The following is a 16,601-nucleotide window of genomic DNA, read 5'->3' on the forward strand; positions in this document are numbered from 1 at the left end:
ATCATTATCGTTAGCCCGTCAGTCAGTGCGAGGAGGCCGAGTGGGACATCTGCTGATGATCGAGAGTTGGGTCGGATCGATGAGTACCCTGCTGCCGCAGGCGATCCGGGAGCGTGGCGATCAGTTCAGCTTCTTGACCCGTGACCTGGGGCACTACCTGAAGTCGACGCCGGCGGGCGGGCATCCGCTGTTGGGGGCGGCGAATATTCTTGCGGCTGAGACCAACGACGAGGCGGGGCTGCTGGAGCGGGTGCGGCGATTGCACGCGGCGCTGGAGTTCGACGGGGTGGTGTCCTCGTGTGACTACTACCTGCCTGCGGTGGCGGCCGTGGCGGCGGAACTGGGGCTGCCGGGGTCGGGGCGGGCGGCCGTGGCGGCAGCCTGCGACAAGGCGAGTACGCGCCGGATCTGTAGTGCCGCAGGGGTTCCCGGGCCCGAGTTCGGGATCGCCGCGGATCCGGACGAGCTGCTGGGGCTGGCGGAGCGGATCGGGTATCCGGTGGTGGTCAAGCCGGTCGATCTGTGCGGCGGGATGTTCGTGCGGCGGGTGGACGACGGCGAGGAACTGCGGGCGGCCGTCGCCGAGATCGCCGCGTTCCCGGTGAATGCGCGCGGCCAGGAGCGTGCCGCCGCGGTGCTGGTGGAGCAGTGTCTGGACGGGCCCGAATTCAGTGTGGAGACAGTCACTTTCGACGGCCGGACCACGGTCATCGGCATCACCGACAAGCAGGTGATCGGGGAGCCGTGGTTCATCGAGGCCGGGCACATGTTCCCGGCGGCGCTGGAACCCGAGGTCGAAGCCGGGATCGCCGAGGTGGCGCGTGCGGCGATCGGCGCACTGGGGCTGGACAATACGGTGGCGCACACCGAGATCAAGCTGACCGCGGACGGGCCGCGGCTGGTCGAGGTGAATCCGCGGCCGGCGGGCAATCGCATCACCGAGCTCGTACGGCGGGTGACGGGAATCGATCTGGCGGCGGTGTGCGCGGAGGTGGCCCTGGGCCGGAAACCGGATCTGAGCCGGAAGGAAACCGGAATCGGCAGCGCCGCAATCGCTTTCCTGGTTCCAGAGCGCACCGGTGTGCTCGGTGCGATCACCGGCGCCGAGGAGTGGGCGAACGACGAACGCGTCGTGGACTACGACCTGGCGGCCCCCGGCAAGCAGGTCATCGCGGCGCGGAACAACAACGGATACCTCGCCCATGTGCTGGTAGTCGAGGAAAAACCCGATGCCGCCGGAGATTCCGCGCGCACCCTGATCGATTCTCTGCGCGTCGCCTACGACGAAGCCGGTGCCGCCCGATGATCGACGGCGGCATCGCGCAACGCACCGATCCAGGCTCGCTCGACGAGCTGATCGCCTGGACCCGCGCCGGGAAACTCGGCCTCGAACCTGCCGCCGTCACGACGGCCGCAGCCTTCCTCACCCTGCACAGCACCCGGCATGCGGGCCGGAATCAGCAGTACCGCAATGAGATTCTGAGCATCCGGGTCGGCGCCGCCGTAGGCTCCTGCGCCTTCGAGCCCGACGATCGAGCCGATCACGCGAGCGCGGTCGACGAGTGTGTGGGCGTGAGCATCGCCGAGCTGCTCGAGCATCGGCTGCGCACGGTCCGGATCGCCGCGCTGGATGCCTACCTCATGCACGCCCACCCGCATCCCGAGGCCGGGGGCAGGCGGGCCGCGCCGGTGCTCGTGCGCGGGGAGTCCTCGCTGGCGAAGTCGCAGACCCGCGCCAGCGGGGTGATCGATCTGCTGCCGGCCGGGACGCGGACGGTGCTGGTGATCGGTGTGGTGAATTCGCTACTGGCACAACTGCGCAGCCGCGAGGTCGACTACATCCCGTGCGACCTGGCCGGTGGCGTCACCGAATGGGGTGAACCGGTGCACACCTCCTCCTCGGAGGTCTCGCGACCCTACGACGCGCTGCTGGTCACCGGCATGTGCCTGGGTAATGACAGCTTCGACGAGTTGCTGAAACATGCTCGGCGCCAGCGCATCCCGATGGTCATGTTCGCGCAGACCGGCAGCGCGGTACTCCCGTGGTTCCTGGGCGAGACCGGTCTGGTCGCCGTGGCGGCCGAACCATACCCGTTCTTCTCCCTCGACGGCGGACCGAGCACCCACTTCCACTATCGCGGTCGGGAGTTGGCTTGCGGCACATAGGATCACCCGCCGAGACCGGCCTGCTGAGTCTCATCGGCGACACGCCCCTGGCCTGGATACCGGTCGACGCGGACGGCACCGGCTTCTGGGCCAAACTGGAGTCGGCCGGCGTCGGGGGAATGAAGGCCCGCGCGGCGGTGTCGCTGCTGGCCGGGGCGGCCGCGCGCGGCGAACTGGCGCCGGGCGCTCCGGTGGTCGAATCCACCAGCGGCACACTGGGAATGGGTCTGGCCCTGGCCGCGCGCGCCCTCGGGCATCCGGTGATCCTGGTCGTGGACGACGAGCTGGAACCGGATATGCGCGCCCTGTTCACCGCCTACGGCATCCGCCTGGAGGTGGTCGAGCGTGCGCATCCGACCGGTGGCTGGCAGCAGGCGCGCCTGGACCGGCTGGCCGACGTGCTCGCCACCACGCCCGGCGCGTACTGGCCCGATCAGTACAACAATCCCGACAATGCCGCGGGCTACGCGGATATGGCCCGTGAGATCCTCGCGCAGGCCGACCGGATCGACGTGCTGGTGGCGACGGTCGGCTCGGGCGGGCACTGCGCGGGCCTGACCCGGGAACTGCGCCGCCACTGGCCGGATCTGCGCGTGATCGGCGTGGACTCGGTCGGTTCGCGGATCTTCGGCCAACCGGCGCGGCAACGCATCATGCGCGGACTGGGCAGCAGCATCCTGCCCCGCAATGTGGCCTATCCCGACTACGACGAAGTGCACTGGGTGGGACCGGTCGAAGCGGTCGCCTCCTGCCGCGCGGTGGCGGCGCGCACCTGCCTGGCGGGCGGCTGGAGCACCGGCGCGGCGGCCCTGGTCGCCGGCTGGGTGGCCCGGACCGAGCCCGGCGCGCAGGTGCTCACCGTGTTCCCGGACGGCCCGCACCGCTATCTGCGCACCATCTATGACGACGAATGGTGCACGGCGCGAGGACTGTTGGGCACTGCGGCGGCAGCGCCGATCGAGCTCGCCACTCCGGACGAAAGCGAGGTCAGCGGATGGGCGCGCTGCCGGGTGGTGCGCGATCCGGCCGGGACGCGGGTGTCGCTGTGAAGCTGCATCATCGCGTGACTCGGCTGACCCTGACCGAGCCGCTGCGAATTTCGCGCGCCGCCATGAGCGCCCGGGACGCGGTGTGGGTGACCCTGTCGCACAAGGGAATCGACGGATGCGGCGAAGTGGTGACGAGTCCCCGGCTCGGACTGGACGTCGCGGCCATCGAAAACGCGCTCGCCGAGGCCGCGCAGTGGCTCGGAGCTGGGAGCCATCCCGCAACGTTGCGAAAACGCCTGCCGGAACTGCGAACCCGGCTGCGGCATGCGCTCCCCGTGGTCGCCGCCGTCGACTCCGCCGTGCACGATTGGCTCGCGCTCGACGCCGGGCTCCCGCTGTGCGAGTTACTCGGCATGCCCGCCTGGGAGCGGGTGCCCACGGCCTACACGATCGGCATCGTGCCGCCACCGGATGCGGCGCGGACCGCGAAACAGTTGGCGGACAAAGGTTTCGCCACCATCAAGGTGAAGCTCGGCGCCGCCGATCCCGCCGCCGACATCGCCCGGGTCGGCGCGATCCGCGAGGCCGCGCCGGAGGTCGAGTTGTTGCTCGATCCCAACGGAGCCTGGGATGCCGGCACCGCCGTCGCGGTGCTCACCCGCCTGGCCGGCTTCGGCATCGCGGCCGTGGAACAGCCGGTACCGGCCGGGCATCCGGAACAGCTTGCGGCCGTGGCCGAGTCGGTGCCGATCCCGGTCATCGCGGACGAGGACGCCGGCAGTCGCGCCGATCTGGACGCCCTGCCCGCCGGCCTCGGCGGCATCAATATCAAGCTCGCCGAATGCGGCGGACTGGACGCGGCACTGTCGATGATCGAATGGGCGCGGGCGGCGGATGTGGCCGTCATGCTCGGCTGTCAGGTCTCGACCTCGCTCAGCATCGCCGCCGCAGCCCATCTCAGCGGTGCGGCGCGCTGGCTCGATCTGGACGGGCACCTGCTGCTCACCGACGATCCCTGGCCGGGCCTGGGCGGTGCCGACGGATGGCTGCGGCACCCCGTCCACGCCGGGCTGGGAGTCCGCTATCGGGGAGCGCTGTGAATACCCTGCGCCTGTTCCGGTCGTTCCCGCTGTCGGTGCGCCTGCTGCTGGTGAACCAGCTCGCCGGCAACACCGGCTTCTACATGCTGATGCCCTTCCTCGCGGGCTACCTGCTGACCGATCTGCGGCTGTCGGCGACGGTGGTCGGCGTCGTGCTCGGCGTGCGCAATCTCAGCCAGCAGGGCCTGTTCCTGGTCGGCGGCGCGATCTCCGACCGGCTCGGCGCGCGCGGCGTGATCATTGTGGGCGCGGCCATCCGCGCCCTCGGGTTCGCGCTGTTCGCGGTCGGTGGATCGCTGGCGGTGGTGCTGCTCGCCTCGGTGCTGACCGGATTCGCCGGAGCGCTGTTCAATCCGGCCGTGCGCGCCTACATCGCCCGCGACAGCGCCGAGCGCGCCGCGTCGGCCTTCGCCCTGTTCAACGTGTTCGGCAATGTGGGCTCCGCGCTGGGACCGCTGGCCGGAACGGTGCTGGTGGCCATGGGATTCCAGCTCACCGCCGCGGCGTCCGCCGCGATCTTCGCCGCGCTCACCCTGGCCCAGCTCGCCCTGCTGCCCGCCCGGCCGGTGCCGCGCGCCGCCCACGGCGTCGGACGGGATCTGCTGAATCTGTTCTCACACCGCGTGTTCTGGGGTTTCGCCCTCGCCCTCGCCGGGATGTTCGCCCTGCAGGCGCAGTCCTACTTCACCCTGACCCTGCAGGCGCAGGAGGTGGCCGGGGCGCACGGTACAGCCGCGGTGGCGTCGCTGTTCCTCGTGGATACCGTGGTGATCCTGTTGCTGCAGGTGCGCCTCACCCAGCGTTTCGCACGCGGCGAGCGCGGGCCCGCCATGGCCCTCGGGATGGCGGTCATGGGTTGTGCCTTCGTGATTCCGCCGCTGGTGAGTCCCGTCCTGGACGCGTCCGGCGGGGGAGTGCTCGCGGTCGCCGTACGCCTGCTGCCGATTCTCGCGGCGGTGGTGGTGCTCACCGTGGGCGTGATGATCGTGCAGCCCTTCGTGAACGAGCTCATCGCCGTGTTCGGCGGCGAACGGCTCACCGGAACCTATTTCGGCGCTTTCTATCTCGTGTCCGGCGTGCTGACGGTGTGCCTGACCGCGGTGGCGGGCGCGGCCGTGGAGTACGGTGGCGGCCCGCTGTCCTGGTGCCCCGCGGCCCTGTGTGCGGGTACCGGATTCCTGTCCGCGGGCGCGGTCACAGTGCTGTACCGCACCGGCCGCCTCCCGCGGGCGACCGCCGAAACACCCACCGGGACAACAGTCTCCGCCGCAGCGGCGCAGCCGGCCCCCGATACCGAAAGTCGAGACCCACGATGACCCGCCCGACCGAGGGCCCGGTGCTCGCCACCGAAAACCTGCTCACCGACAATCCCGCGCTCTACGAGCGCACCTTCCCCGACTCCGGTGACCGCAATGCCCGCTTCGTCCACGACCTGGTCACCGAGTTCAGCACCGGGAACGGCCCCGTGCCGCGCCTGCTGGATGTCGGCTCCGGCACCGGCCGCGACGCCGCCCGCCTGGCCGGCCTCGGCTACGCGGTGTCGGCCGTGGACATCTCACCGCGCATGGTCGCCTACGCCCAGGCGAAGTATCCCGGGATCGAATTCGAGGTCGGCGACGCTCGCGAGCTCGTGGTCGCCACGCCGGTGGACGTGGTCACCTGTCTGGGAAGCACACTGCTGCACCTGCATTCGAGCGCCGATATCGCCGCCGCGCTGACCCGCTTCGCACGGTGCCTGCGCCCCGGCGGCCTGCTCGTGCTCGAAATGCGCAATGGCGCGTTCCTGCTCACCGATCGCGGCCGGCGGGAACTGCTCGACGAGATATCGTTGCGCGAGATCGACTGGGAGGGCGTGACTTACACCTCGCGCACGGCCCTGTCGCTGGACCTGCCCGCTCAGCTGCTGCGCCGCAGGCGCGAATGGAGCTGGCCCGGAGGCGATCCCGTCGCCCAGGAGACGGCCTGGCGGCTGCTGTTCCCCGAAGAACTGCGATACCTGTTGCACTGCAGCGGCTTCGAAGTGCTCGCGCTGTTCGACGAGCCCGGCCCGCTCACCGAACCCGGCTGGCCCGGCCACGGCACCCGATCGACCGCCCTGACCGGTGATCGCCTGCACGTGGTGGCCCGCCGCATCGCGCGAGCCGAGGATCGGTGACCGGCCTCGCGCGCATCGGGGTGGGCAGCGCCTTCGGCAGCTGCGGTGAACTGCTCCAGGGCGTGACGGCGGTCGATCGGCGCGACTTCCTGGTCACCCTGCCGATCCGGCAGGGTTCGGTCGCCGTCTTCGAACCCGGCGCTCCCGACGGGGATCTCGAGGTCATCCCGCCGCACAAGACCAAATCCCGCGCCCTCGCCGCCCGCATGCTCGATCGGCGCGGCGGCCGGCTCACCCTCATCAGCGAACTCGCCGAGGGCAAGGGCCTGGCCAGCTCCACGGCCGACCTGGTCGCGACCGCCCGCGCCATCGCCGACGCCGAGGGCCGCGCCATCGCGGCCGCCGAGATCGAAGACCTGCTGCGCGGCATCGAACCCTCCGACGGCGTCATGTATCCGGGGTCGGTGGCCTTCTACCACCGCGAGGTACGCCTGTTCGCCCGCCTGCCCGCCCTGCCGCCGCTGACCATCGTGGTCGCCGACGAGGGCGGGCAACTCGACACCGTCGAATTCAACCGCCGCGACAAACCCTTCACCGCCGCCGACCGCCGCGAATACACCCGCCTGCTGGCCGATCTCACCGATGCCCTGGCCCGCCGCGACCCGCGCCGCATCGGCGAGGTCGCCACCCGCAGCGCCATCATGAACTCGGTCCTGCGCGAACGCCCGCATCTGGACCTGGCCCGCCGCGCCGCACGGCAGATGGGCGCGCTCGGGGTGTTGATCGCGCACAGCGGCACCACCACCGGCATCCTGCTCGCCGACGACGATCCCGACTACGCCGGCAAACTGGCCGAGGCCCACCGCATCTCGGCGGAGTACGGCACCTCGGTGAGCGTGCACCGCACCTGGCGGCCGGGTCCGCCCGACTGGCACGCCGCTCGGATGACGCAGTGACGCAACGGATCTGGAACTGTGCCGCCCGAGTTACTCGATCTGAGAAATCATATTGTTTCATTTGGACACCGTATGGTTCAAACCGGTACTGTCCGAACCTATGAGCGACGGTCTGGAGCTAGCTGATCTTGGTCCTGTCAATGAGGCGAATCGCTGACAGCGCGATCCCCACTACGAGCATGACCCGAAGCGCGCAACGCCGAACGTTGACCGCGGTGCAACGACATACCGCACAGTTGCATCCGTTCTCCCTGTCCGAGTTCAGCCGGATCCTGTTCGAGGCCAGCGGGACTCCGGTCCGGATCGCCTCCAGCACCACATTGCCGCCGTCGGTCGCGGGCCGGTGGGTGCGGACCGACGGCGGAGACCTCATCGAGTACGACGCGGCGCTGCCGACGATCGCCCGCATCAATACCGTGCTGCACGAGGCCGGTCATATCCTGCACGGCCACACCGCCGTCGAGCTCCGGATGGACACCGGCCTGGCGCTGTGCTCGGTGATCGGCCCCCGGGCCCTGGCGAACTTCGCCCGCGGACGCTACCGCTCATCGTTCGATCTGGGCGTCGAACGCGAAGCCGAAGCCTTCGCCCGTCGCACCCTGCGCACCATCCTGTGGAGCGACGGCGGCACCAGCGAGAGCGCCAAAGTGCTGACCGCCCTTGGCTTTCCACGCACCCGGATCGAGTAGCGCATGGTGCAGTTCAGTGCCATGGTGGCGAGCCTGCTGTTCGCGGGCGTGCTGGCGGCGCTGTGGCAGCTGCCGCCGCAGGGCGCGCAGGGGCGCCGCGCGCCGATCGCCGTGCTGGGGCTGATCTGTCTCAGCTACCTGCTGATCACGCCGACCTCGGAAGCGCTGCTGGCGGCCGTGTGCGTCAACTCCGCGTACCTGCTGAGTCATCTGAGCGTATTGTCCGCACTGGCCCTGTCCACCCTGTACTGGGCGCACTATCTCGCGGCCGACCCGCCGCCGCGCCGGCGCGCACTGGCGACCCGGGTGGCGTACGGCGCCGTCGTCGTCGCCCTGGTCGGTCTGTTCGCCGCCGCGCCGCAGCAACCGCACGGGGTCGGGTACGGCCGCGAATTCGACGACAGTCCGCATATGCGGATCTACTGGGTTCTGCAGGCGGCCATGGTGATTCACGCCGTGTTCCCCCTGGCCCGCGCCGCCGCCCGCGCGTATCGGCAGGAACCGTCGTGGCGGCGCGTGCTGCTGGGCGTGCTGGCGGGGATGACCGTGGTGTTCGTCGTGTACGAGCTCTGGGTGATCGTCGTGGTCCTGGTGTGGCCCGCCATGCCGCCACCCTGGGCGCAGATCGTCACCACGGTGCTGCAGGTGGCGGTCGGCGTGCTGCTGGTCGCGGGAACCTTCGGCCCGGTCGTCTCGGGCGCGTTCCACAGCACCCGCGTCGCGCTGTCCTATCTCGAACAGCTTGCGCCCCTGCACCACTGGCTGATGCAGCGCTACCCGCACATTCGCTTCCGGACGCGCCCGAGCCTGCGCGCCGAAACGCGCGTCACCGAGATGCTGATCGAGATCAGCGACGGACTGCGGCTGCTGCAGCGCGACGAACCGGTGGTGGCGGCCTTCCACGGGCTGGATCACGACACCATCCGCGCCGTGGAGTACGACCGGACCCACCATGCCGCCTATGAATTGGCGGCGGCGGTCCTGTTCCGCTCCCGGACCGTCACTGCCGAGGTTCGGGCAGATCCGGAGGGTCGGCTGGCAGGCCCTCCTGCACACGCAGGAACTTGAGGTAGTCGATCAGCGAGGCCAGCGACTGCTTGGACAGGTCCATGGCGCGGAAGGCCAGCGCTTCGATGCCGGGCGCGGTGGCCAGGCGCAGATACTCGATCTCCTCGCGCCCGCGCTGCCAGGCTTCGTCGTCGGTGAAGAACCGGATGTCGACGTCGAAGGCGGCGGCCAGGCCGGCGGCGTGTTTGAGGGAGGGATTCTGTTTCAGGCCCGAACGCAGCTGGGAGACATAGACTGCCGAGATCGGGTATCCGAGATCGTTTGCACGACGGGCGATCTCGTCGGCGGTGTAGCGAACGCCCTGGGCGTTGGGCATCGTTCGGAACAGATACTCGAGTCGTTCGGAGAAGGCTGCTCCCTCACCCATGTCAAGCCACCACTTTCCCCTTCTCGGCTTTCGATCATGCTACAGCATCGGGGGATTCGCCTCTCCGGAGGGCTCGATCAGCGGGTTCCAATAGCAGCGTCCACCGAATTGTGACCCGACTCACACTTCGCCGGTTGAGATCGAATATGCCACAGAATCGTGATTATGCTGTGGCATATCCGCAGGGCGGTGGATGGGATGAGATAGTCAATGAAAATTGTTGGGGCACTGAGCATCAAGGGCGCAGCGGCCTGGTTGCCGGACACGACGCAGACCGCCGACGAGGCGATCGCGGCCGGACTGCTCACCGCGGAATACGCGAAACGCATTGGAATCGAAGCGGTTACCGTTGCCGAGGACACGATGGGCGCGCCGGATATGGCGGTGCTGGCGGGACGGCGAGCGATCGAGGACGCGAATATCGATCCCGCGCTCATCGGCCTGGTCACCCACTCCTGGCTGTTCTATCAGGGGCACGATCTCTGGTCGCCCGCGCACTATGTCGCGGATGGCGTCGGAGCATCGTCGGCGACCGCGTTCGGGATTCATCAGATGTCGAACGGCGGACCGACCGCGGTCCAGCTCGGCGCCATCAACCTGATGGCCGACCCCGATGCGCACTACACCCTGGCCACCAGCGGTGACCGCTTCTGCCTGCCGGCGATCAATCGGTGGGGAGTCGACAGCGATTGCGCGCTCGGTGACGGAGGCGGAGCCCTGGTGCTGGGGCGCAGCGACGGTGAGACCGACAGATTGCGACTGCTGTCGGTGGGCACCGCCACCGCACCGGAATTCGAGGGTCTGTGCCGCGGTGACGACGTCTGGTCGCCGCATCCGCTGTGGCATCGCATGCCGATCGACGGAACACGGCTGAAGACGGCGTTCTGCGCATCGATCGATGTCGAGCAATTCGTGCTCGCGGTCCGCAAGAAGCTCGTGGAATCGGTGCAGCAGGCGCTCGATCACGCGGGCATCGAGAACGGCGATCCGCGCATTCGAATCGCCGTGGTGCCGCGCATCGGACGGGGACTGCTGGAACGAGCCTTCCAGCCGGCACTGCGGGACACGGTGCGGGCCGAGATCGTGCATCTCGGCGGCAGGACCGGGCACCTGGGCGCCGGTGATCTCTTCGCGAACATCACCGACATCATCGAGCTGAACCTGCTCGAACCCGGTGAGATCGCGATCATCGCCAGCAGCGGCGGAAGTTGTTCGTGGTCATGCGTCGTGGTCCAGCAGCCCGCCGGCTGACGCTCGGGCTGCTCGCGATCGCACTGCTGGGATTCACCCTTCGATCCGTATTCGGAAGTGCCGCGGCGGTACTTCCCGAAATAATGCGCGACTACCGGCTCGGCACCGTGGCGGCAGCGCTGCTGACCACGGGACCGGTCCTGTGTTTCGGACTGTTCGGCGCACTGACGCTCCGCCTGGTCCGCCACCGGCCGGTGCCCGCCGTGCTGGCCGGTTGTCTGCTGGTCGTCGCCGCGGGCACCGCGTTGCGCGGGATACCGGCGTGGGAAGCGCTGGTGTTCGGGACATTGCTCGCCGGGGCGGGCATCGCCATGGCGAATGTCCTGGGGCCGGTGGTGATTCGGATGCTCTTCCCGCATCGGCTCGGGGTCGTGACGGGTGTGCTGACCGCACTGGTGAGCGCCAGTGCCGGGATCGCCTCCGGCGTCACGGTTCCGCTCGATCGCCACGTCCTGCACAGCTGGCGAATGACTTTGCTGGCGTGGGCCGGGCCGGCGGTGATCGCAGCCGCCGCACTGGCCGCGGTGGCCGTACTGCACTCCCGAATCCATGGCGGCGGCGGGACACCCGGAAGTGAGAGAGCGTCATGGGATACCGAGCTACGGAGATCGCCGACCGCGTGGGCGATCACCGGTTTCATGGGAATTCAATCCCTGCTGGCGTATTCGATCATCTCCTGGCTGCCGACGCTGTACCGCGAGCGCGGGATCGCGGCGGAGCAGGCGGGGCTGGTCTCGACCGCGGTGAGCGTTGCCGGCATCGGCACGGCGCTGGTCGTACCGGCGCTGGCCACGCGCCTGCGAGCGCAGAGCGGGGCGGCTCTCGCGATGGTGGCGCTGTCGGTCATCGGCTTGACCGGAGTCCTGGTCGGCGGCGCGCACGGCGCGCTGGTGTGGGCCGTGCTGCTCGGGCTGGGGCAGGGCGGGCAACTGTCGCTGGCGCTGACGCTGATCAATCTGCGTGCCGCGTCGGCGGTTCGAGCGACCGGGCTCTCGGCCATGGCGCAATCCATCGGCTATCTCATCGCGGCCGCCGGGCCGGTGCTGACCGGAGCGCTGCGCGCGGCGACCGGGTCGTGGTCGGTCCCGGTGGCCGTGCTGTTGCTCCTCATGGTCCCGCTCGCGGTGTGCGGATATATCGCCGGAAAGCCCAGAGAAGGTTCGAGAACATGGAATCCATTGCGATTGTCGGCTGCGGCGCCGCGGGGGTAGCGCTGCTGGCGAATATGTCCCGCCTCGGGTGGGGCAATACGGGCCGGATACTGCTCATCGATCCGCGGCTGCCGGGGTCGGGCATCGCCTTCGATCACGACGAGGAATACCTGCTGTGCAATACCAGCGTCGGTGTCAACAGCATCTTTCCGGACGACCCGGACCACCATTTGCGTTGGCTGCGTTCGGATCTGGTGCACGCGCCGCGATGGGGAACGGACCGGGCGGCGGTCACCGCGGATTCCTATGTTCCGCGCGGGTTGTTTCTCGCCTACCTGTCCGCGCAGTTTCGCCGCGCGCTGGATGACTGTGCGGCGCGGGGGATTCTGGTCGATCACCTGCCCGACAGCGCCCTGCGGATCACGCGCGAGGGTGGTCGCGTGGTCGTCGCCACCGATGCGGGAGACCGGTTTCCGGTCGATCGCGCGGTGGTGTGCACCGGATTGCGAACCTCCGACCAGACCACACGGCGCTGCCTGGCTTCGGCGGGAATGATGTGGCCGGCCTATCAGACGTCGCGGAACCTCGAACGGCTCGGCAAGGCGAGCCGGATCGCCGTGCTCGGCATGGGCCAGAGCGCCATCGACTCGGCACGCCTGGTGCGAGAACACAATTCCGACGGCGAGATCGTCATGCTGTCCCGCTCGGCGCGATTCCCGGCGGTGCGCTCGGAAATGGTCGAACGGCCCAGCGAGAGCCTCACCGCCGCAGCGGTTCTGGAACCCTCGGCCCGGGATCGGCCGGGCAGCGTGCAACGGTGGCGGCGACTGCTCCGTGCGGAACTGTACCGCCAGGACGGCGCGGCGCCACTGTTCCCGGCCAGGCAGACCGATCCGATCCGGCAACTGGCCGTGGATCTCGAGCATTCCCGCTCGGGTAGTCGCGCATGGCAGCGGATCGACCGTCATGCGGTCACCGTAGCCAACTCGGTGTGGTCCGCGGTGCCGCAGCCGCAGCGAGAGCCGTTGCGGCGCTGGTACATCCAGCATGTCCGCCGGTATGTCTCGGCGGTGCCGGAGACCGTCGCGCAGGAACTGCTGGCCGCCGCCGCACAGGGGGAGCTGCGCTGTGCGCGCACGCTGGGCGAGCCGGAATTCGGGGCACGCGGTGTATCGATCGACTCCGACGTCGGCGCGATCGTCGCCGATGTGGCGATCGACGCGACCGGACTGACCGCGGTCGATCGCATATCCCGCACGCTGACACCCGCCGCGGTCCGGCCCGGGGACGAGTCCGCGATCCACTACCTGGGACCGGCGAGCGGAGACGCCCTCGCGATACCCAACTACTTCAATGCCGCCGCGCGGCAAGCAGTCGCGCTCGCCTCATCACTGACCGCGCAGGTCACAAGGAACTGAGTCAGATGTCGCCACTGATAGCAATCGTCGACGGATACTCCACCGGCCGATACCTCGCACCGCAGATCCACCGTTTCGGCGGGTCGACCGTACACGTGCCCAGCAGCCCCGAGCCGCCCAAGATTCTCGAGCGGACCCGAGACGCGCACGGCGCGAACAAATCCCTGCCGTACGCCGCCGCCGACTCCATGGCGGCGCACCTGCGCGAGCTCGGGGTGGAGCGGGTCATCGCCGGCGCCGAATCCGGGGTGCTCTTCGCGGACGAGCTCTGTCGGCGGCTCGGAATCGACTGGAACACAACGGAATCGAGCCGGGCGCGGCGCGACAAGTACGAGATGATCGAACAGCTGCGCCGCTGCGGGTTGCGGGTGGTCGGGCAGGTGCGTTCCGCGGATGCCGAGGAGATCCACCGCTGGGCGCAGGCACAGCGGCAGTGGCCGATCGTGATCAAACCGGTCATGTCGACCTCGTCCGAGGACGTGTTCTTCTGCCGCGATATCGCCCAGATTCGCGAGGCGACGGACACGATTGTCGGCAAACGGAACTTCCTGGATGTGCTCAATGTCGATGTGCTCGCCCAGACCTATCTGGACGGGCCGATCTATGTCGTCAACAGTGTCAGCCACGGTGGCACGCACACCACCAGCGATGTCTGGCAGTTCGACTTCGAACGGACGCCGGGCAAGGGCATTCGCATGCTCCAGCACACCCTGCTGTCGCGCTCGTTCGAGAAATTCGACGAACTCGTCGCGTACAACAATGCCGCGCTGACCGCGCTCGGAATCCACAACGGCCCTTCGCACACCGAGCTGAAACTGACCGAGCACGGGCCCAGCATGATCGAGACCGGAGCCCGCCTCATGGGCGCCACCATCGAGGACGAGCCGTTCAAACGGTCACTGCCGTACACGCAGGTGGAACTGACCGCCATGGCGCTGTGCGCGCCGGAGGAATTCGCGAAACTGTCGGGCAGTGTGCAGCAACCGCGCACCGGCCTGGCCATCGTGTGGGTGCATTTCGACACCGAGGGCCGAATCACCGGCGACGCCGGGCTGTCTCAGCTCGCCGGCATCTCCTCCCTCGCCGGCTGCTACGGGCTGCCGGCGATCGGCGATCAGGTCGGCCGCTCGCAGGACACCACCGGCCGCGGCGGATTCATCTACCTGCAGTCGGACAACGAGCTCGATCTGCATCGCGACAGCCGGCGGGTGTGCCGGCTGGTGCGCGAGCAATCGCTGTTCGATCTCGACACCCGAAAGGCGAACTGATGTTGCGCGCCACCACGCTGTTCATGTCCGCCGACGTGGACACCGTTCCCCTGGCCAGGACCTACCGGTACGCCCGCGCGGTGGACCGCACCTGCACGCTCGCGCGGGCGTATCTGGACGACGGCCGGCACCGCGGCCGCGGCGAGGGGTCGCCGTTCGAGAGCTTCTTCGTCAGCGACTCCTCGTCCACCACGCGAGAGCTCTTGCGCGCCAAGGACTTCGTCAATGCCGGCGGATCGGTCGACACGGCCATCTTCCGGATGAACGACAAGCCGGCCCGCAATGCTCTCGAGGCCGCCTGGCTCGACTTGCGCGCCGAGCGCGAGCAGATCACCGTCGCCGAGCTGCTCGGGATCCCCGCACCGCCCGCGCTGACCGTCATGACCACCGTCGCGATGGGCGATCTCGACACTGTCGCAGCGGATTTGGCGCAGACCCGGGATCATCCGCTGCTCAAACTCAAACTCGGGGCCGACGACGACGCGGACCGTCTGGAACTGGTGCGGGCGCATCGCCCCGACGCGCGCCTGACGGTGGATGTCAATGGCGGTTGGACGGCAGCGCGATTCGCCGAACTGCTCCCGGCACTGGTGGCCGCCGAGGTCGAAATGGTCGAGCAGCCACTGGCCGCGGCGCAGGAGCATCTGCTGCCGTCGATCCAGTCGCCGATCCCGGTCGTGGCCGACGAATCCTTTTCCGACGGTTCGGATTTCGAACGGGTGCGCCGCTACTACGACGGGGTGAACATCAAGCTGGACAAGTGCGGGGGCCTCACCGCCGCGCTGTCGTGCATCGAGGTCGCCAAGGATCTCGGGCTGCGGGTCATGGTGGGGTGCCTGCCCGCGTCGTCGCTGTCGACCGCGGTCGGGATGCATGCCGCGCAGTTCGCCGAATGGATCGATCTCGACAACCACCTGTGGATGGACGAGGACGTGCAGCCGGCCATCGGCTACCGCAACGGCACCCTGGCGCCGCCCACACCGGAACTGTGGGGCTGAGCGGCCGTGAAAAAATCTGTCGCACAACCTCATACGACCGTGAGACCGGTCCTGGTCGATGCGCACAACGATCTGCTGATGCTCGTCGTCAAACGCCCGCGCGAGCGCTGGGGCAGCTACTTCCGGGAAAACTGGCTGCCGCAACTGCGCCGCGGCGGAGTCACCGTCCAGGTGCTGTCGGTCTATGTCGACCACAAGCTCTACGCCGAGTCCGCACTGCGCGAAACGCTGCGCATGATCGAAGCGGCGCATGTGATCGCCGAGCAGAACTCCGATCAGGTCCGGCTGTGCACCACGCGCGCGGAGGTCGACGCGGCGCAGCACAGCGGTCGTATCGCGCTGTTGCTCGCCATCGAGGGGTGCGGTCCGCTGGCTCCCGACCTGGCCCTGCTGGGACAGGTCCATCGCCTCGGCGTCCGGATGGTCTCGCTGGTTCACATGGGACGCAACGCTTTCGCCGACGCCAGCGACGAGCCCGCCTCGAACGCGGGGCTGAGCGCGCTGGGCGTGGAGGCCCTGCGGGAGATCGAAGCGCTGGGCATGCTCTTCGACATCTCCCACCTCAACGAGCGCGGCGTGGACGATGTGCTCGAGCTGTCGACGCAACCGGTCATCGCCAGCCATTCGGCCGCGCACGCGCTGCGCCCGCATCACCGCAATCTCACCGATGCGCAATTGCGCGCGGTGTCGGCCGCGGGAGGCGTGGTGTGCGTCAACTACATGGCTTCTTTCGTCGCGATGCGGAACGCCACCGTCGCCGACCTCGCCGACCAGGTCGACCACGTGACCGCGATCGCCGGAATCGACCATGTCGGAATAGGCCCGGATTTCGTCGCCGAGGTGTTCGCCGAAATCGCACCCGCCACCGTCGGTCCGGGATTCGACGATTTCGACCCGATCGAAACCATTGCCGGGCTCGAGGGGCCCGCCGGGCTGCCGCTGCTGGAAGCCGAACTGCGGCGGCGCGGCTGGGCCGAGGAATCGATCGGCAAATTCAACGGAGCGAATGTGCTCCGCCTGATCGCTCAGGTATGTGGCTAGCCACTCGTACCGGAGACCGAATGACAAGTGAGAGTGAAGGATCG

General features: G+C 68.8%; 16 protein-coding genes. 15 read left to right on the forward strand and 1 reads right to left on the reverse strand.

Annotated elements, in window-relative coordinates; genetic code table 11:
- Positions 1 to 79: 79 nt before the first annotated feature.
- From H0264_RS21990 to H0264_RS22030, 9 genes are all read left to right on the forward strand, one after another.
- A complete protein-coding gene (locus H0264_RS21990) occupies positions 80 to 1,306 on the forward strand; it encodes an ATP-grasp domain-containing protein (protein WP_244975912.1) in 1,227 nt (408 codons plus the stop codon).
- Positions 1,303 to 2,166, forward strand: coding sequence for a Rossmann-like domain-containing protein (locus tag H0264_RS21995; protein WP_181579280.1), 864 nt, complete (start codon positions 1,303 to 1,305; stop codon positions 2,164 to 2,166). The genes H0264_RS21990 and H0264_RS21995 overlap by 4 nt, the downstream gene beginning before the upstream one ends.
- Positions 2,154 to 3,215: a PLP-dependent cysteine synthase family protein gene (locus H0264_RS22000; protein ID WP_181579281.1), complete on the forward strand. Its 1,062-nt coding sequence runs from the start codon at positions 2,154 to 2,156 to the stop codon at positions 3,213 to 3,215. Before H0264_RS21995 ends, H0264_RS22000 begins: the two co-directional genes overlap by 13 nt.
- On the forward strand, positions 3,212 to 4,255 hold the full coding sequence (locus H0264_RS22005; RefSeq protein WP_220139808.1) for a dipeptide epimerase: 1,044 nt from the start codon (positions 3,212 to 3,214) through the stop codon (positions 4,253 to 4,255). Before H0264_RS22000 ends, H0264_RS22005 begins: the two co-directional genes overlap by 4 nt.
- Complete coding sequence (locus tag H0264_RS22010; protein ID WP_220139809.1) at positions 4,252 to 5,571, forward strand: MFS transporter; 1,320 nt, start codon at positions 4,252 to 4,254, stop codon at positions 5,569 to 5,571. Before H0264_RS22005 ends, H0264_RS22010 begins: the two co-directional genes overlap by 4 nt.
- Complete coding sequence (locus tag H0264_RS22015; RefSeq protein ID WP_181579283.1) at positions 5,568 to 6,410, forward strand: class I SAM-dependent methyltransferase; 843 nt, start codon at positions 5,568 to 5,570, stop codon at positions 6,408 to 6,410. Before H0264_RS22010 ends, H0264_RS22015 begins: the two co-directional genes overlap by 4 nt.
- A complete protein-coding gene (locus H0264_RS22020; RefSeq protein ID WP_181579284.1) occupies positions 6,407 to 7,306 on the forward strand; it encodes a GHMP family kinase ATP-binding protein in 900 nt (299 codons plus the stop codon). Before H0264_RS22015 ends, H0264_RS22020 begins: the two co-directional genes overlap by 4 nt.
- A 215-nt stretch (positions 7,307 to 7,521) precedes the next feature.
- Complete coding sequence (locus H0264_RS22025) at positions 7,522 to 7,995, forward strand: hypothetical protein (RefSeq protein ID WP_181579285.1); 474 nt, start codon at positions 7,522 to 7,524, stop codon at positions 7,993 to 7,995.
- A 3-nt stretch (positions 7,996 to 7,998) separates the two neighbouring features.
- Positions 7,999 to 9,063, forward strand: a complete 1,065-nt coding sequence (locus tag H0264_RS22030) for a DUF6545 domain-containing protein (protein WP_181579286.1) — start codon at positions 7,999 to 8,001, stop codon at positions 9,061 to 9,063.
- On the opposite strand, the gene H0264_RS22035 is transcribed toward H0264_RS22030, so the two are convergent.
- Positions 8,996 to 9,430 carry a helix-turn-helix transcriptional regulator gene (locus tag H0264_RS22035; protein ID WP_181579287.1) on the reverse strand — a complete coding sequence of 145 codons (435 nt, stop codon included), beginning with the start codon at positions 9,428 to 9,430 and terminating at the stop codon, positions 8,996 to 8,998. The genes H0264_RS22030 and H0264_RS22035 overlap by 68 nt on opposite strands.
- Before the next feature lie 210 nt (positions 9,431 to 9,640).
- On the opposite strand from H0264_RS22035, the gene H0264_RS22040 reads away from it, so the two are divergent.
- The 6 genes from H0264_RS22040 to H0264_RS22065 are packed head-to-tail and all read left to right on the forward strand — an operon-like array spanning position 9,641 to position 16,557.
- Positions 9,641 to 10,681 (forward strand): ketoacyl-ACP synthase III family protein, encoded by a 1,041-nt coding sequence (locus H0264_RS22040; RefSeq protein ID WP_181579288.1) that lies wholly within the window; start codon positions 9,641 to 9,643, stop codon positions 10,679 to 10,681.
- Complete coding sequence (locus H0264_RS22045) at positions 10,651 to 11,892, forward strand: MFS transporter (RefSeq protein WP_181579289.1); 1,242 nt, start codon at positions 10,651 to 10,653, stop codon at positions 11,890 to 11,892. The genes H0264_RS22040 and H0264_RS22045 overlap by 31 nt, the downstream gene beginning before the upstream one ends.
- Positions 11,850 to 13,250, forward strand: coding sequence for an FAD/NAD(P)-binding protein (locus H0264_RS22050; RefSeq protein ID WP_181579290.1), 1,401 nt, complete (start codon positions 11,850 to 11,852; stop codon positions 13,248 to 13,250). The genes H0264_RS22045 and H0264_RS22050 overlap by 43 nt, the downstream gene beginning before the upstream one ends.
- A 5-nt stretch (positions 13,251 to 13,255) precedes the next feature.
- Entirely contained in the window at positions 13,256 to 14,518 is a 1,263-nt protein-coding gene (locus tag H0264_RS22055) for an ATP-grasp domain-containing protein (RefSeq protein ID WP_181579291.1), read from the forward strand.
- Positions 14,518 to 15,516, forward strand: coding sequence for an enolase C-terminal domain-like protein (locus H0264_RS22060; RefSeq protein ID WP_181579292.1), 999 nt, complete (start codon positions 14,518 to 14,520; stop codon positions 15,514 to 15,516). Before H0264_RS22055 ends, H0264_RS22060 begins: the two co-directional genes overlap by 1 nt.
- Before the next feature lie 39 nt (positions 15,517 to 15,555).
- Positions 15,556 to 16,557, forward strand: a complete 1,002-nt coding sequence (locus H0264_RS22065; RefSeq protein WP_220139811.1) for a dipeptidase — start codon at positions 15,556 to 15,558, stop codon at positions 16,555 to 16,557.
- The last annotated feature ends 44 nt before the right edge of the window (positions 16,558 to 16,601 follow it).

This window comes from Nocardia huaxiensis, from assembly GCF_013744875.1.
Classification (GTDB): Bacteria; Actinomycetota; Actinomycetes; order Mycobacteriales; family Mycobacteriaceae; genus Nocardia; species Nocardia huaxiensis.

Coding starts and splice junctions, on each gene's coding strand:
- H0264_RS22015 (WP_181579283.1), top strand. CDS start 5,568: ATGACCCGCCCGACCGAGGGCCCGGTGCTCGCCACCGAAAACCTGCTC.
- H0264_RS22030 (WP_181579286.1), top strand. CDS start 7,999: ATGGTGCAGTTCAGTGCCATGGTGGCGAGCCTGCTGTTCGCGGGCGTG.
- H0264_RS22040 (WP_181579288.1), top strand. CDS start 9,641: ATGAAAATTGTTGGGGCACTGAGCATCAAGGGCGCAGCGGCCTGGTTG.
- H0264_RS21990 (WP_244975912.1), top strand. CDS start 80: ATGAGTACCCTGCTGCCGCAGGCGATCCGGGAGCGTGGCGATCAGTTC.
- H0264_RS22050 (WP_181579290.1), top strand. CDS start 11,850: ATGGAATCCATTGCGATTGTCGGCTGCGGCGCCGCGGGGGTAGCGCTG.
- H0264_RS22035 (WP_181579287.1), bottom strand. CDS start 9,430: ATGGGTGAGGGAGCAGCCTTCTCCGAACGACTCGAGTATCTGTTCCGA.
- H0264_RS22055 (WP_181579291.1), top strand. CDS start 13,256: ATGTCGCCACTGATAGCAATCGTCGACGGATACTCCACCGGCCGATAC.
- H0264_RS22060 (WP_181579292.1), top strand. CDS start 14,518: ATGTTGCGCGCCACCACGCTGTTCATGTCCGCCGACGTGGACACCGTT.
- H0264_RS22045 (WP_181579289.1), top strand. CDS start 10,651: ATGCGTCGTGGTCCAGCAGCCCGCCGGCTGACGCTCGGGCTGCTCGCG.
- H0264_RS21995 (WP_181579280.1), top strand. CDS start 1,303: ATGATCGACGGCGGCATCGCGCAACGCACCGATCCAGGCTCGCTCGAC.